This window comes from Alkalihalophilus lindianensis (assembly GCF_032843265.1).
Lineage (GTDB): Bacteria > Bacillota > Bacilli > Bacillales > Bacillaceae_D > Alkalihalophilus > Alkalihalophilus lindianensis.
Genome location: NZ_JAWJBA010000001.1, coordinates 1,037,820 through 1,056,277 on the forward strand (window position 1 = coordinate 1,037,820; position 18,458 = coordinate 1,056,277).

General features: G+C 38.1%; 27 protein-coding genes and 1 riboswitch. Of the genes, 4 read left to right on the forward strand and 23 right to left on the reverse strand.

Translation table 11 applies throughout. The features are described from left to right. The 14 genes from RYX56_RS05730 to queC all read right to left on the reverse strand — a co-directional run bounded on the left by RYX56_RS05730 (position 1) and on the right by queC (position 8,746). Complete coding sequence (locus tag RYX56_RS05730) at positions 1-1,230, reverse strand: phage portal protein (RefSeq protein ID WP_439108455.1); 1,230 nt, start codon at positions 1,228-1,230, stop codon at positions 1-3. A 4-nt stretch (positions 1,231-1,234) separates the two neighbouring features. Beyond that, entirely contained in the window at positions 1,235-3,040 is a 1,806-nt protein-coding gene (locus RYX56_RS05735; protein WP_439108465.1) for a terminase large subunit, read from the reverse strand. Then, a complete protein-coding gene (locus RYX56_RS05740; RefSeq protein WP_317121103.1) occupies positions 3,018-3,353 on the reverse strand; it encodes a phage terminase small subunit P27 family in 336 nt (111 codons plus the stop codon). Before RYX56_RS05740 ends, RYX56_RS05735 begins: the two co-directional genes overlap by 23 nt. Before the next feature lie 97 nt (positions 3,354-3,450). Then, positions 3,451-3,798: an HNH endonuclease signature motif containing protein gene (locus tag RYX56_RS05745; protein WP_317121104.1), complete on the reverse strand. Its 348-nt coding sequence runs from the start codon at positions 3,796-3,798 to the stop codon at positions 3,451-3,453. Next, entirely contained in the window at positions 3,795-4,100 is a 306-nt protein-coding gene (locus RYX56_RS05750; RefSeq protein ID WP_317121105.1) for a hypothetical protein, read from the reverse strand. Before RYX56_RS05750 ends, RYX56_RS05745 begins: the two co-directional genes overlap by 4 nt. A 213-nt stretch (positions 4,101-4,313) precedes the next feature. Further along, positions 4,314-4,460, reverse strand: coding sequence for a hypothetical protein (locus tag RYX56_RS05755; protein ID WP_317121106.1), 147 nt, complete (start codon positions 4,458-4,460; stop codon positions 4,314-4,316). An 11-nt stretch (positions 4,461-4,471) separates the two neighbouring features. Next, positions 4,472-4,594: a hypothetical protein gene (locus RYX56_RS05760; RefSeq protein WP_317121107.1), complete on the reverse strand. Its 123-nt coding sequence runs from the start codon at positions 4,592-4,594 to the stop codon at positions 4,472-4,474. 57 nt (positions 4,595-4,651) lie between these two features. Then, positions 4,652-4,795, reverse strand: a complete 144-nt coding sequence (locus tag RYX56_RS05765) for a hypothetical protein (protein WP_317121108.1) — start codon at positions 4,793-4,795, stop codon at positions 4,652-4,654. 127 nt (positions 4,796-4,922) lie between these two features. After that, complete coding sequence (locus RYX56_RS05770) at positions 4,923-5,363, reverse strand: hypothetical protein (RefSeq protein ID WP_317121109.1); 441 nt, start codon at positions 5,361-5,363, stop codon at positions 4,923-4,925. 13 nt (positions 5,364-5,376) lie between these two features. After that, positions 5,377-5,880, reverse strand: a complete 504-nt coding sequence (locus RYX56_RS05775) for a hypothetical protein (protein ID WP_317121110.1) — start codon at positions 5,878-5,880, stop codon at positions 5,377-5,379. Between the two features lie 558 nt (positions 5,881-6,438). Beyond that, complete coding sequence (gene queF / locus RYX56_RS05780; protein WP_317121111.1) at positions 6,439-6,936, reverse strand: preQ(1) synthase; 498 nt, start codon at positions 6,934-6,936, stop codon at positions 6,439-6,441. A 12-nt stretch (positions 6,937-6,948) separates the two neighbouring features. Then, positions 6,949-7,659, reverse strand: a complete 711-nt coding sequence (gene queE / locus RYX56_RS05785) for a 7-carboxy-7-deazaguanine synthase QueE (protein ID WP_317121112.1) — start codon at positions 7,657-7,659, stop codon at positions 6,949-6,951. Continuing rightward, entirely contained in the window at positions 7,656-8,081 is a 426-nt protein-coding gene (gene queD, locus RYX56_RS05790; RefSeq protein ID WP_317121113.1) for a 6-carboxytetrahydropterin synthase QueD, read from the reverse strand. Before queD ends, queE begins: the two co-directional genes overlap by 4 nt. Next, the gene (gene queC / locus RYX56_RS05795; RefSeq protein WP_317121114.1) at positions 8,081-8,746 is read right to left on the reverse strand and encodes a 7-cyano-7-deazaguanine synthase QueC; all 666 of its coding nucleotides are present in this window, start codon (positions 8,744-8,746) and stop codon (positions 8,081-8,083) included. Before queC ends, queD begins: the two co-directional genes overlap by 1 nt. Before the next feature lie 197 nt (positions 8,747-8,943). Further along, positions 8,944-8,987: riboswitch (PreQ1 riboswitch) on the reverse strand. Between the two features lie 149 nt (positions 8,988-9,136). Between queC and RYX56_RS05800 the strand changes: the two genes are divergently transcribed. After that, positions 9,137-10,369, forward strand: coding sequence for an aminopeptidase (locus RYX56_RS05800; protein WP_317121115.1), 1,233 nt, complete (start codon positions 9,137-9,139; stop codon positions 10,367-10,369). A gap of 39 nt (positions 10,370-10,408) precedes the next feature. Here RYX56_RS05800 and RYX56_RS05805 read toward each other — a convergent pair whose 3' ends face one another. The 4 genes from RYX56_RS05805 to RYX56_RS05820 all read right to left on the reverse strand — a co-directional run bounded on the left by RYX56_RS05805 (position 10,409) and on the right by RYX56_RS05820 (position 12,920). Further along, positions 10,409-10,870, reverse strand: a complete 462-nt coding sequence (locus tag RYX56_RS05805) for a DUF948 domain-containing protein (RefSeq protein ID WP_317121116.1) — start codon at positions 10,868-10,870, stop codon at positions 10,409-10,411. Positions 10,871-10,899: 29 nt separating this feature from the next. Continuing rightward, the gene (locus tag RYX56_RS05810; RefSeq protein ID WP_317121117.1) at positions 10,900-11,247 is read right to left on the reverse strand and encodes a DUF5665 domain-containing protein; all 348 of its coding nucleotides are present in this window, start codon (positions 11,245-11,247) and stop codon (positions 10,900-10,902) included. 119 nt (positions 11,248-11,366) lie between these two features. Further along, a complete protein-coding gene (locus RYX56_RS05815) occupies positions 11,367-12,263 on the reverse strand; it encodes a cation diffusion facilitator family transporter (RefSeq protein ID WP_317121118.1) in 897 nt (298 codons plus the stop codon). Between the two features lie 72 nt (positions 12,264-12,335). Beyond that, positions 12,336-12,920 (reverse strand): TetR/AcrR family transcriptional regulator, encoded by a 585-nt coding sequence (locus RYX56_RS05820; RefSeq protein ID WP_317121119.1) that lies wholly within the window; start codon positions 12,918-12,920, stop codon positions 12,336-12,338. Positions 12,921-13,062: 142 nt separating this feature from the next. Between RYX56_RS05820 and RYX56_RS05825 the strand changes: the two genes are divergently transcribed. Then, complete coding sequence (locus tag RYX56_RS05825) at positions 13,063-13,302, forward strand: DNA alkylation repair protein (protein ID WP_317121120.1); 240 nt, start codon at positions 13,063-13,065, stop codon at positions 13,300-13,302. A gap of 27 nt (positions 13,303-13,329) precedes the next feature. Here RYX56_RS05825 and RYX56_RS05830 read toward each other — a convergent pair whose 3' ends face one another. From RYX56_RS05830 to uvsE, 3 genes are all read right to left on the reverse strand, one after another. Next, entirely contained in the window at positions 13,330-14,499 is a 1,170-nt protein-coding gene (locus RYX56_RS05830) for an alpha/beta hydrolase (RefSeq protein WP_317121121.1), read from the reverse strand. Positions 14,500-14,704: 205 nt separating this feature from the next. Further along, positions 14,705-15,235 carry a peptide-methionine (S)-S-oxide reductase MsrA gene (gene msrA, locus RYX56_RS05835; protein ID WP_317121122.1) on the reverse strand — a complete coding sequence of 177 codons (531 nt, stop codon included), beginning with the start codon at positions 15,233-15,235 and terminating at the stop codon, positions 14,705-14,707. Between the two features lie 73 nt (positions 15,236-15,308). Continuing rightward, positions 15,309-16,184: a UV DNA damage repair endonuclease UvsE gene (gene uvsE / locus RYX56_RS05840; RefSeq protein WP_317121123.1), complete on the reverse strand. Its 876-nt coding sequence runs from the start codon at positions 16,182-16,184 to the stop codon at positions 15,309-15,311. 127 nt (positions 16,185-16,311) lie between these two features. Between uvsE and RYX56_RS05845 the strand changes: the two genes are divergently transcribed. Continuing rightward, complete coding sequence (locus RYX56_RS05845) at positions 16,312-16,539, forward strand: YuzF family protein (RefSeq protein WP_317121124.1); 228 nt, start codon at positions 16,312-16,314, stop codon at positions 16,537-16,539. Positions 16,540-16,645: 106 nt separating this feature from the next. After that, on the forward strand, positions 16,646-17,584 hold the full coding sequence (locus RYX56_RS05850) for a nucleoside hydrolase (protein ID WP_317121125.1): 939 nt from the start codon (positions 16,646-16,648) through the stop codon (positions 17,582-17,584). A 19-nt stretch (positions 17,585-17,603) separates the two neighbouring features. Here the strand turns inward: RYX56_RS05850 and RYX56_RS05855 are convergent, their stop codons facing one another. Both RYX56_RS05855 and RYX56_RS05860 read right to left on the reverse strand, forming a co-directional pair. Then, entirely contained in the window at positions 17,604-17,915 is a 312-nt protein-coding gene (locus tag RYX56_RS05855) for a HesB/YadR/YfhF family protein (protein ID WP_317121126.1), read from the reverse strand. A gap of 310 nt (positions 17,916-18,225) precedes the next feature. After that, the gene (locus tag RYX56_RS05860; RefSeq protein ID WP_317121127.1) at positions 18,226-18,444 is read right to left on the reverse strand and encodes a hypothetical protein; all 219 of its coding nucleotides are present in this window, start codon (positions 18,442-18,444) and stop codon (positions 18,226-18,228) included. Positions 18,445-18,458 lie beyond the last annotated feature (14 nt).

The following is an 18,458-nucleotide window of genomic DNA, read 5'->3' on the forward strand; positions in this document are numbered from 1 at the left end:
TCATTCATCTTTTGCTCCTTCTGAACCTTTTTCATTGTCTCTCACCCCCTTTCTCTCACGTGGATCCATTTCTAGTGGATACATATCTCCACTAATCCATAACTCTGCTGCTTGGCCTCCTCTTGGCGGTAAATCCTCCCACCTTCTAACTTCATCACGGTCCATCCAGCCGTCTCTTAATGCGCCGTGATAAAAATCTTTTCGCGACTTTGAATCACCACGAAGAAGGCCTCCTACGTTAATCTTAAAATAGTGACCTCCCTGACGATCGCTTTGAGTTAGCAACTTACGATTGAATTCTTGTTCGTACTGCCTAACAATGGGGATCAATGTCATTTGTACAAATGTAAGCATTAATTGTTCATTACTTGAGTAGCTTTGACCCTCAGTGTCATTTAAAAAAGTGACTGGCATGTTGAAAACATTCGCAACACGGGATCTTGTAATACGTTCTGAAGTGAATGTATCAGCCGCAACATATTTCCGATCGATAGGATCGATTTCTACACCAGGCTCGGTAAACAGAATACCTCCATTGTCTTGGTAGAACCTCTTAAAATCAGCAATGACTTCTTTACGCTTCTCTGTATCAATATTAGCTGCATATTTTACAACAAAAGAGTTTGGAGCACTCTCCATTTCTTTCAAACTAAATTCACGTACTGCCCGGTCATAATCAATGGTGTTTTGTAGTACCTTTATTGGGTTAATCCCTTTTAACCCACTAGCACCTACGATGTGTTTTAAATGCAGTACGTCTAAATTATGAAAATAGTAAGTTTGTGATTCTCCAATAATTTTGTACCACAATTCTTGTGATTCAGATTCTAATATCGGTTCTACGGCCGAGGATTCTACAGGAGTTAATCGAGTTACTCCCCCTCTGATATCTCTCTCAATAACTGCGTACGCATTACCACTTTCATTTCTCCTAGTTTCCATTAATCTCAAAAATTCGAATGAAGTCATATTAGGATTTGGAGTAAGCGTTAGAATTTCAGAAGCTTGGTTCGTTACTAAATCATAATCTCTATGGAGCTTTATAGGCATTGACGCTAAGACATTTGATAAACGCGATACAACGCTAAAAATGGTTTCGTTTGTAGCTAATTTTGAGTTATCAATACCCCAAAAAGTACGACCGGCCCAATTGGAAAGATCGAAGGTCGCACCAGCCCATTTAACTGCAGCCATCGCTACTACACTTTTGAATTTGTTATACCATTTCAATTAATCACCCCCTTAATAGATCAGCCATTGAAATAACCTCAACTCTGTCTCCCTTTGGTTTGCTCACCAGGAGCTTCATAACCTCTGTGTGAGAGTTGATAAAAGCAGCAAAGCCATCAATCTTTCTATAACGGCTCTGTTTTTGTGGCAACTTGTTTCTATTGCTATCTTCTGCTAATTTGACATTATTCACATACCATCTAAAGAGACGATTCTTATTGAAGATAACATTCCCATCTATAAAAATTTCTTTAGCATTATCAACGGCTGGACCTAATGTTAAATAACCCTGTCTAACAACTAATGTGTTAAATCCATAATCTTTTAATGACTCGACTAAACCAAATGCTTTTGCGGGATCATACGTAATCAACTGAATGCTGTAGACCTTCGATTGTTCAACGAACCAATTAAAGATGTATTCTTTTTTGACATATTCACCAGGAATAATGGTTAACAGTCCCATTTCCTCGTATTCTCGATAAGGTATTTTTTCATTGTCTTCTATAACCTTTTTCTCTGGTATCCACGTGTGAGACAAAACAACCACTTCACCAGTTTCAATCACCGGAAACTCTAAACAGGCACTTGTAAAATCCTCTGAATCTGATAAATCAAAACCTCCAATGCACGTCTTTCCTTTTAATTGCTCCATATCTATCGATTTTTCATTGTTCTTGATAGTTTGGTAATCTAGAAAAGATTGTTGAGTGCTGTTCACAAAGAAATTGAATTGCTTTGCAATAAAATCACTTCGTTCTTGAGGTGTTCGTTTATCCTTTTTCCAATCTCCGATTAATATAGGCAAATCAAGTGAGACACCCATATTAGGGTTTGCTTTAATCCATTCCTCAGGTTGATCAAATTCGTTTTCGTCATCAAGCTCAGCCATAAAGTAAAAAGTACGATCGTCTTCTACAGCCCCATCTAGCACCTCATCAGCTTGACTGTAATAATCTACTAAAGGACCGTCTAATTGGTATCCAGCGGTGGTGATATAGAGAATCATTGGTTGTTTACGAGATCCGCGTGATTTTTTAATAACATTGATCAACTTATAGTCCACAAATTCGTGTATCTCATCAAAAATGCCTAAATGAGTATTAAGCCCATCTAGCTTCTTACTGTCTGAAGCTCTTGGTTCGATCCGTGATTTGGTCTTATCATAAAAAATACCTTTTTGATTTTCCCGATACCGTTTACGCAATTGGGGTGAACTCTGGACCATGGCTCGGCTTTCATCAAATAATTCTCCCGCTTGTTGCTTGGAGTTAGCTAAAACATAAACACGGGCGCCATTTTCTTTGTCTTTACTTACTGCATAATTAGCTAATCCACTGATCATCGTTGTTTTTCCGTTTTTCCGACCAATAAAAATAAGACCTTCGCGAAATCGTCGAACGCCTGTATCTCGATGGACCCATCCATATAGTGAACCCATAACAAAATGTTGCCATGGTTGCAGAACTAATTTCTTTATGTCGCCTTTTGATGGCTTGCAGTACTTTTCGTTAAAACGAATTGGCCTAAGTGCTTTTTCCTCATCAAAAACGTATGGAAAATCGTCTGTTCCTGCTCTTTTTAGATCATTTAAGTGTCTTTTGCAAGCCAAAACAACCTTTTTACTAGCCTTAATCCTTCTCCCGACGACCTCTTCTGCATACCAAGTTGTTAAAACGCGGTCAGACGATTCAACTAAGATATAACCGGATCTAATCTGTTGTTCTCGCCAATCTCCATACCATTTTTCTAGTTTGATCGGATTAAGACTAAGTAAATTAAATTCATTAGAAGTCGTCGAAGTCATCATCGTCGTCTCCGCTATTATTACTAAGTCCACTGTTTAACCTTTTTCTTTGAGCAGGTGTCAAACCTAGAGATTTTAATAGATTGTTTAATGTTTGAACAGTTTTAGTGAGTTCAATTGATAAGGGGTTTTTAACCAAATTCGTAGCCCCTGCTTTATTAGTATGCTCAAACATTAAATCACTTTTCTTGATTTCTTTCTGTAGTCTCCGATAGAACTGGTGAGTTTCAATATATAATTTTATGAGCTCTTCATCTGACTCTAAATAAGATTCACCCAGATATTCTCTAATTTTTACAGCAGTAGGTATGGCCATAGGATACCCCCCTTTCATAAAAAAATCACTAGCGCAACAAACGAAGCTCCCCAGTCGGTCTGTAAAATTATTTCTTCTCAGATTCAAAGCAGGGGGGCTAGTCTATTCTTTCATTATTTGCACTTATCTCCACCACTCTCACCCCTTTTCTCTTTTTGGTTGACTTCTTATTCATTCCTCTCTCTGGATGAAGCTTATTATGACATGCCAAACAGACACTAATAAGATTATCAATGTCTAGTGCAAGCTCTGGATACTCTTTAAAGTGTTTCATGTGATGAACAGTAGCAGCTGTTTGAATGATCCCTTTCTTCAAACATAGAACACAAAGAAAATCATCACGAATTAATACAACTTCTCTACACTTTCTCCATGCAGACGAATTATAGAATGCGGTAGCTTCCTTATCTCGTTTGTATCGATCATAGTAACGACGACTGCTCATGTAACCTTGAGTTGATCCCTGGCTTCTTTGATAAGTACTTTATATTTATCTTCAGGTAGACTACCTACGTTCTTGTATGCACAATCATAGTTCTCTTGTAAGTTTGACAAGGTGGATAACATTGTATCAAGAGTCCCCGCTTCATCGTTAAGTTGTGTTAGATACTCGTGTAAGGTTTCCGTATAAAGGCGAAGCATGGTTGCTTCCTGCTGGAATACCTTATCATTAGCTTCCTTAGCTATCATCTTCTTAATAAACTCCGTCTGCTGTTTAGTTACCTTTGGACGTTGTTTCTTGTTCATTTATCTTCTTCTCCTAAAAAGAAAATAGTCTAGCAGATTTCATTTGCTAGTTTTCTTTATATATTTTCTTTAATATTTTCTTTAGAGTTTGCGCTCTAATGAAGGAAAAAGTTTGTCTGTCCTCGGATTAGAGGGCAGTACTGTACCCTAATTAGAGGACAGTTCTATACCCTACGTAGAGGACAGTCGCACTATACTCTAATTAGAGGACAGTCAGAATGATCGACGTTTGATTGCTCCACCTGGACCACGCTTGTAAGTATCTCGGTATACACCCATTAATTCTTTGTAGTTAGGCTCTTGCTTCTTCTTTTTCCGACGTCTACGTTTCTTCTTTGCTAATTCACTGGATAGATTCACACGATCAGCTCCTAGCCTATTAGAATGTAGTTCCTTGTTCTTAACGGCAACTCAGTTACAGCATCATAAAAAGCACCACCGATGAAGATCAGTAGTGCTGCAGCTGTGTATTTAATTAGGCTTTTCTTTTTCATAAGCATCACCTCTAGGCATAATAAAAAGACCAACCCGAATGGATTAGTCTTAGCTTTTTAGCTACGAACCAAAGCATGGTATTTCTTATAGATTTCCTCTAATTCTTGAGAATCAGATACACCAAAATGGTTTATATGAATTGCAACTAACTCCATAATAAGATCATATCGGTTTCTGCCTGCAGTATTATTATTTTCCATTTTTTCACCACCTTCCACCTACCAATTCGACAAAAAGTATCAAACTCCTGCATAGTTATCTAGTTCAAAATAACCTATGCTGAATTATTTACTCCACATAAAAAAGCGCTACTTTAGCGCTTTTTTATTACACTGCGTATGTTCTCAGGGTAGTCTTATATTCTTCAAAAATAGACTTTGGTACATCACTAATATCCGTAAGCTTCCTTTTATCAACCTGTTTGTTTATTGCACGCTTCTTTCTCACTTTAGCAACTTCAGCATCATTGCTAATTTGATGAGCAATATCTTCCAACATCAATTCTATTAGTAATCCCACAGCGACAGGGTATTTTAAAATGAAAATACCCATTATAGATAAAGCTTTTTTGGGAGACTTTGAAAAAGAGTTTACCGCCCAAATAAAGTGGTAAAGAAATAATGCTAAAGGAAAGAATAGAGAGAAGTATTTAGCTCTTCCAATTAGATGAATATTATTATTTTGCAATTTTTTATAAGTACCCACTACCAAACCTATATAACATGCGGTCATTAGAGTAGGAATGGCGATACTCAACAAATTATTCATCTTATCACCCCTTCTAGTTATTTTCAGTACCAGTTTTACTTGGATGACTTTTACCAATCTCTTTATGGAACTGTACCCTCTCTGCCATAGGTTCAATCCTCTTCGTTCTACTGAGCGCTTTCAAACCATCTCTGTGTTCAATTTCTTCTTGAGAACTGTAACCCACCCAATCGTAAATTCCCATAACCACATAAACTGCACCAGAACAAGCTACTATAATTTGGAACAATGGATTTAAAGTTAAAAATTCGAGGTTTAAATTCGAGAATGAAAAGCCCATACACACCGCAGAAATGAATAACGCACTCCACAATCCTAACATCTTTCGTTTCTTATTCCCTTCAAGTAGAGGTGCATGACCGCTGTAATCTAGTGCAAGTGGAAGTAAGAAAAGGAGGATTGCGCCAAAAAATGTTGTTTCGCTTGTTGTGCTTGTTATAGTCCCAAAGAATGCTAACCATATTATAATAATCAACAAAGCCCGGAAACCATAATGATAATCATAGCTAGCCCTCAATATACCCAACACCTTTAATTATTGTTAGGTATATAATACCATATTCTAGTTAAGTATTAACAATTATAACAAATTTATTTCTTATTTTTAAATTTTATTTTTAAAAGAGCACCCGCTCAAAAGAGCAGATGCCAAACTCTGTACATAATGTACACTCATCAATTGATTTGTGGTCTTTCCCACCGTCAAGACTAAAACTTAGAAATGGACTTGCAGGATCCATTTGCTTATCGAATGATCAATAGCAGCTGCTTCTTGAACCATTTTCGATAATATAAATTTACCACGGTTAAATCCTAATGACATAAATGTCTTGTTTAATTTTTTCGCTTTTTTTGTTTAATTTCTTGATAGAAGTCGGCAACTTCTTAATTCACATTAAAATAAAAACCCTCATCCCATATGGGACAAGGGCTCAACCTAGTTTTTGTGACCTCTTATTAAGATCATACTTCGGGTCACATTTCAGGTCACATTTTGATTTAATTATTGCTAACTATCACGTAAAAAGTCACAAAAAAACGTAAATAGTTTTTAATAAACAGGATTATTCAGGAACTACCTGTTATCGATTGTCTCTGGATACATGTCATGATTCATTAATCTGTAGTCCGCAATCTCTTCATACTTTGTCCCTTTTCTCCCGTAGTTACAGTAAGGATCAATACTTATTCCACCTCGTGGAGTGAACTTAGCCCAAACTTCGATATACTTCGGATCCATTAAATCAATTAAATCGTTCATAATAATGTTGACACAATCTTCATGAAAGTCTCCGTGGTTTCTGAAGCTAAATAAGTAGAGCTTAAGTGATTTACTTTCGACCATTCGCTCACCGGGGATGTAGCTAATGTAAATTGTCGCGAAATCAGGCTGTCCTGTTTTTGGACACAACGACGTGAATTCTGGACAATTAAACTTTACAAAATAATCACGATTAGGATGCTGATTATCAAAAGCTTCCAGGATTTTAGGATTGTACTCAAAATCGTACGTCGTCCCTTGATTTCCTAACAATGTAACGCCCTCTAAATCTTCATCTTTACGACCACTCATTGAACATCCTCCTTATACCCCTCGCTTGTTGCCCCATACTAATGTATGCAACTGCGGAAGTACTTTTACGTCATTTAATTCAGGTGATTCGACTGCTTTATCAATTAACCATTCATACCGCTCAAGTAAACGTGAGAGAAGCGAATCATTCTCTACAGTATCCACTTCGTCATTTCCTACTTGAAGATACATTGGCACTTCAGGATACCTTTTGTGAACCTTCTCAGCATACTGAAGATCCTCTTCATTGAAAATAACAACTTTTAAACTGCTATTGTAATCTTTAAGACGCTCTATATAAGTATCTAACTTCTCAAAATCCGTTTCCATTTTAGAACTCGGTGGTTTTGGAGAGATCGTTACATCATCTACATCCTGCATCCAATCCTGCCAAATCGACCCTTGAGTTTCAACCGCGGTTTTAATGCCACGTTCTTTTAGCATGCTAACGAGTTCACCAATTCCTTGATGAATCGCTGGATTTCCTCCAGAGATAGTCACGTGAGAAAACCGGTCTCCACCAATTTCTTTTAGCTGGGATACGATATCGGCGGCCGATAACAGCGTACTTTTACCAGTCCCATCCCAAGTAAAGCTAGAGTCGCACCAAGAGCATCGATAATCACATCCTCCTGTGCGAACAAACATCGTCTTTTGACCAATCACCATTCCCTCACCTTGAATCGTGGGGCCAAAGACTTCCATTACCGGTATACGTTTCACTTTAAATCCTCCGGCTTCGGACGATAGACGACATAACTTGTAGGTGTTTCGCGCACAAGAACTTGCAAGCATGTAGGATTATTGGTCAACGTATTAAGGTGAGTTTGAACCGTTTCCCATATTTGCTTAGCTACGACTTCCGTAGTTGGGTTCACGTCTTTATATTCCGGATGCTCATTTAATAAAGAATGATCGTATCGTTTATGAATTAATGTTTTAATATCTTTAAAGTTAATCAAGAAACCGGTTGAGTCAAGCTCATCTCCGGCAATCGTTACATTTATAAAATACGTGTGTCCGTGCGTATATTGACAAGCTCCAGCATGTTCATCATTAATAAAATGAGCGGCTGCTAAATGCATATCTTTATTTAATTCAAAACGAAAGGTATGCGGCACTTGAGGATAGAATTGTTGAAGCATTACTCATCACCTGCTACTTTCGTTTGTAAATAATCATTTAACCCTTTATTCCGTAACACACAAGATGGACACTCTCCACATCCATCACCGATCACGCCATTGTAACAAGTGAGCGTTTTCTCTCTAATAAAAGAGAGCGCACCTAGGTCATCGGCTAGTTTCCATGTTTGTTCTTTGTTTAGCCACATTAACGGTGTATGAATGACAAATTGCTCATCCATCGATAAGTTTAACGTGACATTCAGTGATTTCACAAAAATATCGCGACAGTCCGGATACCCACTGAAGTCTGTTTCACACACACCAGTAATGACATGCTTTGCTCCAATTTGCTTGGCGTAGATCGCAGCAAAAGATAAGAATAATAAGTTACGCCCCTCCACAAAAGTAGAAGGTAATTCACCATCTTCTCCTTCTTTTACTTCAATATCAGAACGTGTAAGAGCATTTGCGGATAATTGATTAATCAGCCCCATGTCTAACACATGAAATGAAACGCCTAGTTCAGCAGCAATCTCTCTAGCACATTCAATTTCCTTTGAATGTCTTTGACCATAATCAAACGTTACGGTTGCTACTTCTTTAAATTCTTTTAGGGCCCAAAATAAACACGTTGTGCTATCTTGTCCACCACTAAATACAACGACTGCTTTATCTTGTTTCATTACTCTAGTTCCCCCTTCATGATTGAAGAAGAACGAGCATTCGAAAAACTCCTCGCACCCTTATTGAGTGCGATGCTAAAAGCCGTAGCTCATTTGTTAGTAGAAGCACGGCTCCGTTCTCATATTCATAAATTACCCTACATAGGTACATTCTATAGATGAGAAACGAAAGAAAACCGCATCAAGCAGATGCCGTTTGCCTTATAGTTTTTTATAGAGGGAGTTTGCGAACCTCTTTCACGATCAGCGTGAATGTTTCTTCTTACTTACTTTTAGCGTTTACTATCTTACCATAAAACGCATGAGAGTGCTCATTCTTTTCAATCAGTCATAATGTTGGTAAAATAGTGAAGAATGAAATAATACATACATGAAATGAGGATGACAATAATGACAACCTTTCAAGAAAATCTCGAAAAATACGCAGAGCTTGCTGTTAAAGTAGGCGTTAACATCCAGCCTGGACAAACACTTGTCGTTCGTACCCCCCTTACAGCCGTCAATCTTGTAAGACTAGTCGCTAAAAAAGCCTACGAGGCGGGAGCTAAGCATGTCCAAGTCGAGTGGGCAGATGAAGAAATCACAAAATTGAAATTTGAGCTTGCACCTGATGATGCTTTCAACGAGTATCCAGAGTGGATTGCTAAAGGTTATGAGGAATTAGCAAGCAATGGAGCTGCTTTTTTAAGCATTACAGGATCTAACCCTGACCTTCTAAAAGATGCTGACCCAGAGCGAGTTTCGAATGCAAACAAAGCAAGTGGAAAAGCAATGGCAGGTTTCCGTTCGTACATTATGGCTGACAAAATCAGCTGGTCAATTGTTGCTGCACCATCAAAAGAATGGGCTGAAAAGGTGTTTCCAGATGCGAAAGGTGAAGATGCGATCCAACAACTTTGGGATGCTATCTTTGCTGCAACCCGTATTCATAACGAGAACCCTGTAGCAGATTGGAAGACACATCTTGCGACACTAGATGAAAAAATGGTTGCGTTAAATGAAAAACATTATGAAGCGCTACACTACACATCAGAAGGTACCGACTTAACGATTGAACTACCGGAAACTCACCTATGGGTAAGTGGTGGTAGCACGAATAAAGATGGTGTAGATTTTGTTGCAAACATGCCGACTGAAGAAGTCTTTACTTCAGCTAAGAAAACAGGTGTCAATGGAACCGTCTCTAGCACGAAACCATTAAATTATGGTGGAACAGTTATTGATAATTTCTCTCTTACATTTAAAGATGGGAAAGTGGTTGACTTTAAAGCAGAGCAAGGCGAACAAACACTACAACGTCTTCTGGATTCGGATGAGGGTGCGCGTTTCATCGGAGAAGTTGCACTTGTGCCGCATAAATCACCGATCTCTGATACGAACATTCTTTTCTATAACACACTATTTGATGAGAATGCATCCAATCACCTCGCCATCGGAAGTGCATATGCATTCTGCATCGAAGGCGGAAAAGAAATGGATAAAGAAGAACTTGAGAAAAACGGCTTAAATACAAGTAACACTCATGTTGATTTCATGATCGGTTCAGCAGAGATGAATATTGACGGGATTACAAAAGACGGTAAGCGTGAGCCAGTCTTCCGTGATGGCAACTGGGCGTTTTAGTTAAAAAAGCTGATGAGATATCCTCTCATCAGCTTTTTTCTATAGTTCTTCTTTTACCGTCACTTTTACTTTAGGTTCATTCTTTCCTGCTTTCTTCGCTTTACGTAAGTAATACACAAGAGCAACTCCACGTACAAAGCCTTTTAAATTCTTTTGGCGTCCTACTTCCGTTCCTCTTTTAACGTCATCCATTTTTGCACCTGTATAATCGGCTAACGTTTCAGTTAAATGATGCGTAGCTTGACCCGCATCTTCTACCACATCAAAGATCGGATCTAACTTACTCACTTTGTGATTGACGTCCATTAATGTTTCATTGGCATTATACAAAACAAGTTTCGTCTCACTTGTAATGTCATCCAAACTTTTCTCTGCTTGAGAGATTGTTTTTGCCGTGTTATCTAATGTTTCCGTCAACTTTTTTAATACAGGAACGAGTAAACCGACTAATACTGCAAATCCAATCGCTAAAATTAATACACCAATACCTAACCAATCCATATGTATCACCTCTTCTAATAGTTTAACCTTTACGGTTGTTCACGATACTGATCGACCATTTCTAAAAATTCAGCAACCCACTCACCAATAATCGGTAGTGAAATCATTTGGGTTAAAATAAATATGAGCAAACCAATAAATATAGCTGTTCCAATTGTTAACCCAACACCCCTTGCCACACCAGCTAGCAAGTTCACTTTAATCACTTCTTTTTTGTTTGTAAAATGATAAGCCATGTCCTTTAAACGTCCATTGGTGGTCATATCTTCTAGCTTGTCTAATAACTTCTCGAACCGTTCATTCTCATCATGACGCTTTTCATCATCCCGGTGTTTAGGAGGAAGCTTCCTTTGTTCTTGTTCTTTTTTCAGACCCATCGTAACCCCTCCCTTCAGTAAAATCGTTCAACTTTTGTCTTAAGTAATACATACCCTCCTATATGTTGAAATAAACCAAAAACCCCTCTACGCTCTTTTTAGCGAGAGAGAGGTTTCATTTACGCCCACTTACGATCTTGCGTAAAGGAAATCGTAAGCCACTGTGTATAACCGATGCCCTTCATTTGGTGGTCCATTTCTTCACGAATGAGATCATGTTCTTTGACTGTTTGCGCGTTTGAAGAAGCATCAAGGATAAAGTCAATTTCAATATATAATTTTTCTCCTACTTTAGAAGTTCGAGTGACTGACTCAACAAATTGATATTTTTGCTCCATCTCTTTAACTAAATGATGAATATGGGATTGAATTTGAGGGGCAGGCGACATTTCGAGTACTTCACGTACATGGTCGCGAATCATCACATATGGTAACTTTAAACAATAAAGAGAAACAAGTAAGACCATTAACGGGTCAATATACACCACATAATGAACGTACTTTGTATAAGTTAGGAGTGTAGCAAAAAGAAAGCCTAGTAATACCGCTACACTTAAAAGGGTATCCATTAACCATTGCTTCTGTTCTGCTTCAATAAAGCCTGATTGACTGTTTCTAGCTCTTTTTGTAAGGAAGAACAATACGACTAAACAACCGAGCGTTGAAAGTACAGAATAAGCCAATGCATATCCAGGTGCCACCTCTCTCCCTCCGTTTAGAAGATCGTAACCTGAAGAAATCAATGCGACAACACATAGTAAAAGGATAACCACATATTTAGCTATAATTATGATCGGTTCAATGACTTCTTTTCCGAAAGGGAATCGTTTTTCATCTCTTTTTTTAATGTAGGTTGCTCCTAGTAACGATAAAAGTGACAAAACCACACTAATAAAGGAATATCCCCCATCAAATAAAATCATCTGAGAATCAATCATCAATCCCCAGACCACACCTATTACAGCAAATAGGAGCGCACCATATACTGATAGCATTAATACGCCTTTTTCACTCATTTTAGCACCTCGTTATTTTAATCATGACTGAATGTCAGTCATTTTTAGATTGTGTTAAGCTAATGAATCTCATCAGCTTATTGCACGTTTAATAAAATGATATAAATCTTGTTTATATAAATTCAATTCTTCGTCTTTTTTTGGTTCATCCGTTAAGAAATAATTTTCTGCCGATTGTTCAATTAACCCTATAATAAAAATGGCTTGATGAGAAATCGACTTTCGTTGTGCTATTTCTTTTGTAGTGATGGCCTTCTCTAATTTCTTTTCAAGCCACAGGTAATAAGGTCGATAAATATCTTCCCAACGTTGAAAAGAATCGTAGTAAGCAATGCCTGAATAACAAAATTTGATTACTTCTTTATTCCGGTCAGTCAATTTAAATGTCTGTTCGATTAACACATCAATAATTCGGTCAATCGAATCGTTCTCTTTCACTTCACTTTTTATAAGCCCTAATTGTTCTTCCAGTATCCGCTCGGCAATAGCGGGGACAATCGCCCCTTTTGAATCAAAATACAAATAAAAGGTCCCTTGAGCGACCCCAGCACGCTTAACGATTTGCGAGATCGAAGCCTTCTCAAACCCTTTCTCTTTCATTTGTTCAAATGCTGCATTTAAGATTAGTTCATACTTCGTTTCTTGTTTTTTATTCATTAACGCCTCCAAAAACGACTGACTGTCATTCATTTTTTATTATAGACTATTCCTCCTCTCTTTTCAATAGAACTGCTTTTGCAACCATTCTGATAGAAATGATGAATGACGCACATACTAACCGTAAAAGGAGGTTGTTCTTATGAGTTCGCCTTATTTGTGTCCCAGTTGTAAAACAAACCGCTCTCGCTTTAACTTAATTCAGCAAGTGGCAACATCTGTAAAACTGAACCCCCAAGATGGATCATTAATGGAGCAATACAGTCAAGATAAACTTGACCCCTTTCATACTCCGTACCGTGGTCCAGAATTAAAGGTTCAATGTGGCTCATGTGGATTGATTGAAGATGAAAGAATGTTCATCAAACGTGCACAAGCATAGAAAAAAGCGAAGCCGCAGCTTCGCTTTTTATTGTGTGAATGGGATCATGGAAAGTGCTTGCCTGCCTAATAAGAAGCTTCCAATCGCATAAGCTTCGGCCTCTTCACGAAAGTGGTTCGATTGTTCCACCCCGTCATATACATGGAGATGATAGGGTTCATATTGTGGTGACTCGTGAAAAATTTGGTTTAGGAATGTTGCTGTTTGGTTTAAGCCGTGATTTCCGCGATACATCACTTCATAAAATGAAATGAATCCATGCATCACTCCATTATAACGCAGTGCTCGAACAGCTACCCCGTGCTCAGCCAAGCGCTTTGCATACGCTTCTCCCTCATCTCTCAAAGGATCAAATTCTGCCGTTATGACAAGCGCAGGAGGCATTTTGTATAAATGTTCAGCCTCTAGTGGAGATGTGTACGGAAGAGCCCATGTATTCTCATCAGGTGTATACGAATCTCTAGCCCTCATCATCACATTTCTAGAAAGGAGATAATATCCACTATCATATACACCTCTTGAATCAAATTCAACATCTTGAAATGTGGTTAGAGGGTACAGTAGCGCTTGTGCAGCAACCTCTGGCCCCTTACGATCTCTAGCCATTAATGAAACAACCGTTGCTAAGTTTCCTCCAGCACTATCTCCGACTACAGCGATTTTGGAAGGATCTCCCCCGAATTCCTCAGCATGGTCATATGCCCATACTAAAGCATCATAACTATCTTCAATTGCAGCTGGGAATGGGTGCTCAGGTGCTACTCGGTACCCAACAGCAATCACAATACTTTTCGTTCTTGCAGCAAGTGTTCGCACGATATTATCATGAGTATTAATATCCCCATAGCCTTTCATGAAGGCTCCACCATGATAATAAAGAATGACTGGATGGTTTTCCCCTTGAATAGGTCGATACATTCTTGCCTCTATCTCACTACCATCACTCACCGGAATGGCTATCTCTTCTCTTGTAAAAGTAGGACTCCCACTTTGCACGAAAAATTTAGGGGGTTTCATATCTGATGTAACTAAGTTGTGATGAACAGCATGCAGGAGAACAGCTGTTTTTGGAGGAACTTTACCTGCTTCAGTATACGTCCACACATGCACAAATAAAACAACGATCAAAGCTAACATATTTAGCGTGAGAACAGTAATTAATAGACCAAATTTCAATTTATGAAAAACGGAAGGCATGAAACACGCTCCTTTTAACTGACTTTTTCAATTCTTTTGTTTTATTATATCAGAAAAAAGTTTATATTTACTATAATTTTTGATAATTATTTTATACTTTTACATAATTAGTACATAATTGTACATATTATGCGTTGATCTATTATATGATGATTGTCCCCAAAGAGTGAAAAGACCCTACTATATGTTTATAGTAGGGTTGTTCTCACTTATTCCAGTTTTCTTTAATAAATTCGTCTCTGCCGGATTTCTTTCGGTCTAGTTTATATTCTTCTTTATGTGTTTTATAATATTTTTGATGCTTCTCTTCAGCAAGGTAAAACGTTTTAGCAGGCAAAATCTCTGTCACAATCGGCTTTTTAAAGCGACCACTTTTTTCAATTTCAGTTTTTGTAGCTTCAGCTTGGACCCTTTGTTGCGATGTGTAATAAAAAATAGCTGTGCGGTATTGTGAGCCTCGGTCCTGAAATTGTCCATGCGGATCAGTTGGATCTATTTGAGGCCAATAAAGTGATAGTAACTTATCATAAGAAAAGAGATCAGGATCATATGTAATTTGTACGACTTCATAATGTCCAGTCTCACCTGACTTTACTTGTTGATACGTCGGATTATCGGTCTCTCCACCACTATAGCCTGACAACACTTCAAGAATGCCAGGTTGTTCATCAAATGGCTGCACCATACACCAAAAACACCCTCCAGCAAACATTGCCTTCTCTCTTTTTTGAAACATTAGCACACCTACTTCCACTTATTGTTGTAGTAGTATATCACAAACTTTAGACAACCCTCACTTAAATTGCTCATTATTTATTGTCTAAGAGCTTGATAAGTGCTTTTTCTTTCGCTTTGGCTTCAAGCATAATATCAACCTTATGATCGCCAATAAGGATAAGCATTCTTTCAAAATCTTCTTCTCGAATGTAATCTGCATGTGCTGGGTCATTCTCTGCTTTCTTCCCAGAACTAAGATGCATTTTGGGTCGAAGTGCGGTGTGCTTCCATGTAGAAAGAACTTCTTCGATGATGGGTTCTAATTCGCTCATAGTACGATTGAAGCATAATTCATGATGAAGATCAAAACAGATTGGCACACCGCATTGGTCATGGATTGAGAGCACATCACAACTATGAAACGTTTTATCATCATTTTCTAACCGGAGTAGAGAACGAACTTTATCTGAAAGTGTTAAATAGGATTTGATAAAAGCTTCTTTGGCTGCTTCTTTATCTCCATACGCCCCACCTGTGTGAATAATCATATCACTTCCGCCAATCCGTTCTAAAAAGTCGGCATGGTATTCTAAATCTTTTATTGCATTTTCAACGACATGTTCTTTTGGCGAATTTAGAATCGTATATTGTCCAGGATGCATAGATAGGCGTAAGCCATGTGCTTTTTGGAGCTCTAAGATTTCCGAAAGATTCTTTTTTACCTCTTCATCATCTTGCCACCTCCACGTCATTTTTGAATGAGTGGCAAAAGGAACCATATCACTACTCACCCTAAAAAAAGTAATATTGTTCTCAATGTTCCACTCAATGACCTGCTTCAGCATAGCGATATTTGCTAATGTTAATTCCTTAATTTTTCCCATCCCTTCTTTCTCCATGGTTTGGAGACGACATGTGCGAAATCGAGTAGGGATCGTCATATTTTGGCAGGCATAACCGATCTTCATTACTTTCACCCCTCTTCATTATTAGCCTCCTCTCAATAGAATCAACCTCTTATGAAGTAGGCAAACACATAAAGATGTGACTGCATAGGATGAGATTGATATTGAAATTAGGGGAGGATCTATTAAAATGAATAACCAAAATGATTATCAAGTCCCACAAATGATCAGTTCTGTTGACCCTTATGTCGTACAAACGCTTCAATCTGTCATGGGTGCTGACGTGGTCATTGAAACAACTCGCGGAAATGTTCGTGGAACGGTGGCCGATGTTAAGCCTGATCATGTTGTCATAGAATCTAGCTCTTCTACCTTTTTTGTGCGTATTCAACAAATTGTTTGGATCATGCCAACCTAATTAGGCGGAACGAGGATCTTCTCCGTGTGTGTGAGAAGATCTTTTTTATGCAACAGATTAACGCCTCAGCATAGGATGAAATAAATTCCAATTATTGGTGATGTCGATGAAAAAGAAAATCCTTATTTTTTGTGACCCTGGTATTGATGATACGATTGCGCTTATTTACGCTTTCTCAAATCCTGAACTAGAGGTAGTAGGAATTGTTGCTGATTATGGCAATACAAGTCGGCGCTTTGCCGTTCGTAATGTTCAGTATTTATTGGAATTACTTGGACGTACAGATGTACCTGTGTTCTCAGGCGCAGAACGGGCGTTAAATGGTGAAGACCCTGTATTGCAACCGACCATTCACGGTGATTATGGTCTTGGACCGTTCACACCCCCTAATTCAGAGGATCGGTTAAAAGAGAATTTTTATGAGATCATACCTTTACTCATCAAACATAAAAGTGATCTTACAATTGTCACACTAGGCAGATTATCGACTCTAGCGACTCTTTTTCTTCTTTACCCTAATTTGATGAGAGCATTCAATGATTATTATGTAATGGGAGGCGCTTTTTTTGTACCGGGTAATGTTACGCCTGTTGCAGAAGCCAATATTTATGGGGACCCGATTGCAGCTCATGTTGTGATGAAATCCGCTAAAAATGTCACCTTATTTCCTCTTAATATAACCGATCATATTTTTATTACACCTGAGCTTGCGAAACAACTAGATGTGCCTGGATGTGGAGATATCTTATACCCGATTCTTGATTTCTATTACGAATTTTATAAAACACAAATTCCTGATATTGAAGGCAGTCCTGTTCATGATTTAATTCCAATGATCGCTTTAACAAACAGCGACTGGTTTACCTATCAAAATTATTTAATTTATGTCCAAGAACAAGCTGGTAATGCTAGGGGCTTAACCATAGCTGACATGCGACCTTATGAAACACTCCCCCCGGCCCCCATACACCGTGTTGCGACCAAAATGAATGATTCCCATTTTGAAGAACACCTCATTGAGATCATAACAAAAGCCAGCAGATAGTTAATCTGCTGGCTTCACTTTACTCTTTTTCACTTTGTTGTTCTTCATAAACAAATTCAATCTCATCTAACTTACGGCTATACTTCACTTTCAAGTCAAGATGCTTGAAATACCAAAGATCTTTTTCTTCGATAAAAAAAGTAATCCCATCAAGTTCAGCTTTTGAGCCGATTTTATCCGGTGGGTCCTGACTAATACCAAGTGAAAAGCCGCTTTGGATATTTCCACATCCGCCGTAACGTGCAAAAAAGCGAATAAACTCTCCCTCACCTTTTAAGTTGAATTCCTCTTTAAACCAAGTTAGTGCAGGTTTTGTAATTTGAATGTCCAAACTTTTCACTCCTAATCTATATCGAACGGATCCATTGTAGATTTAGTGTAACAAGAAAACGTTGAAAATGTCCATTTTTTCGGTTCCAAGGTTGAATTACGCCTAAAATCTTTCCTTACAGAAACATTTTTGTTGTTCACTGAATAAGTTGTAGTAAAGAAAAGGAGAGATCGGTATGGGAAGTAAAAAAAGAATCATTCAATATGCTTATCTACTCACCAAAATGGGTGCTCTCAATGAAGATCAAAAAGATCAGTTATTAAAGGAATTAAAAAAACAAAAATAAAACGTGAAGCAGAAGCTTCACGTTTTATTTGAATCCTTTTCCTTTAGTTAAAATACAAGGAACACCTTTTCCTATTGCTCCCGGTGCATTCATCTTCTCTACATATGCCATCCCCCTTGAACAAGGAGTCTTGCACTTTATGCAGGTCTCAGAAGTGACCGATTTTAATGTATAAGCATATTTTTCGCTTGCCGTCTTTTTTGGTACATGTTTTGCTTTTGAAGACTTTTTCTTGGCTGCCATCTTATCGCCCCATT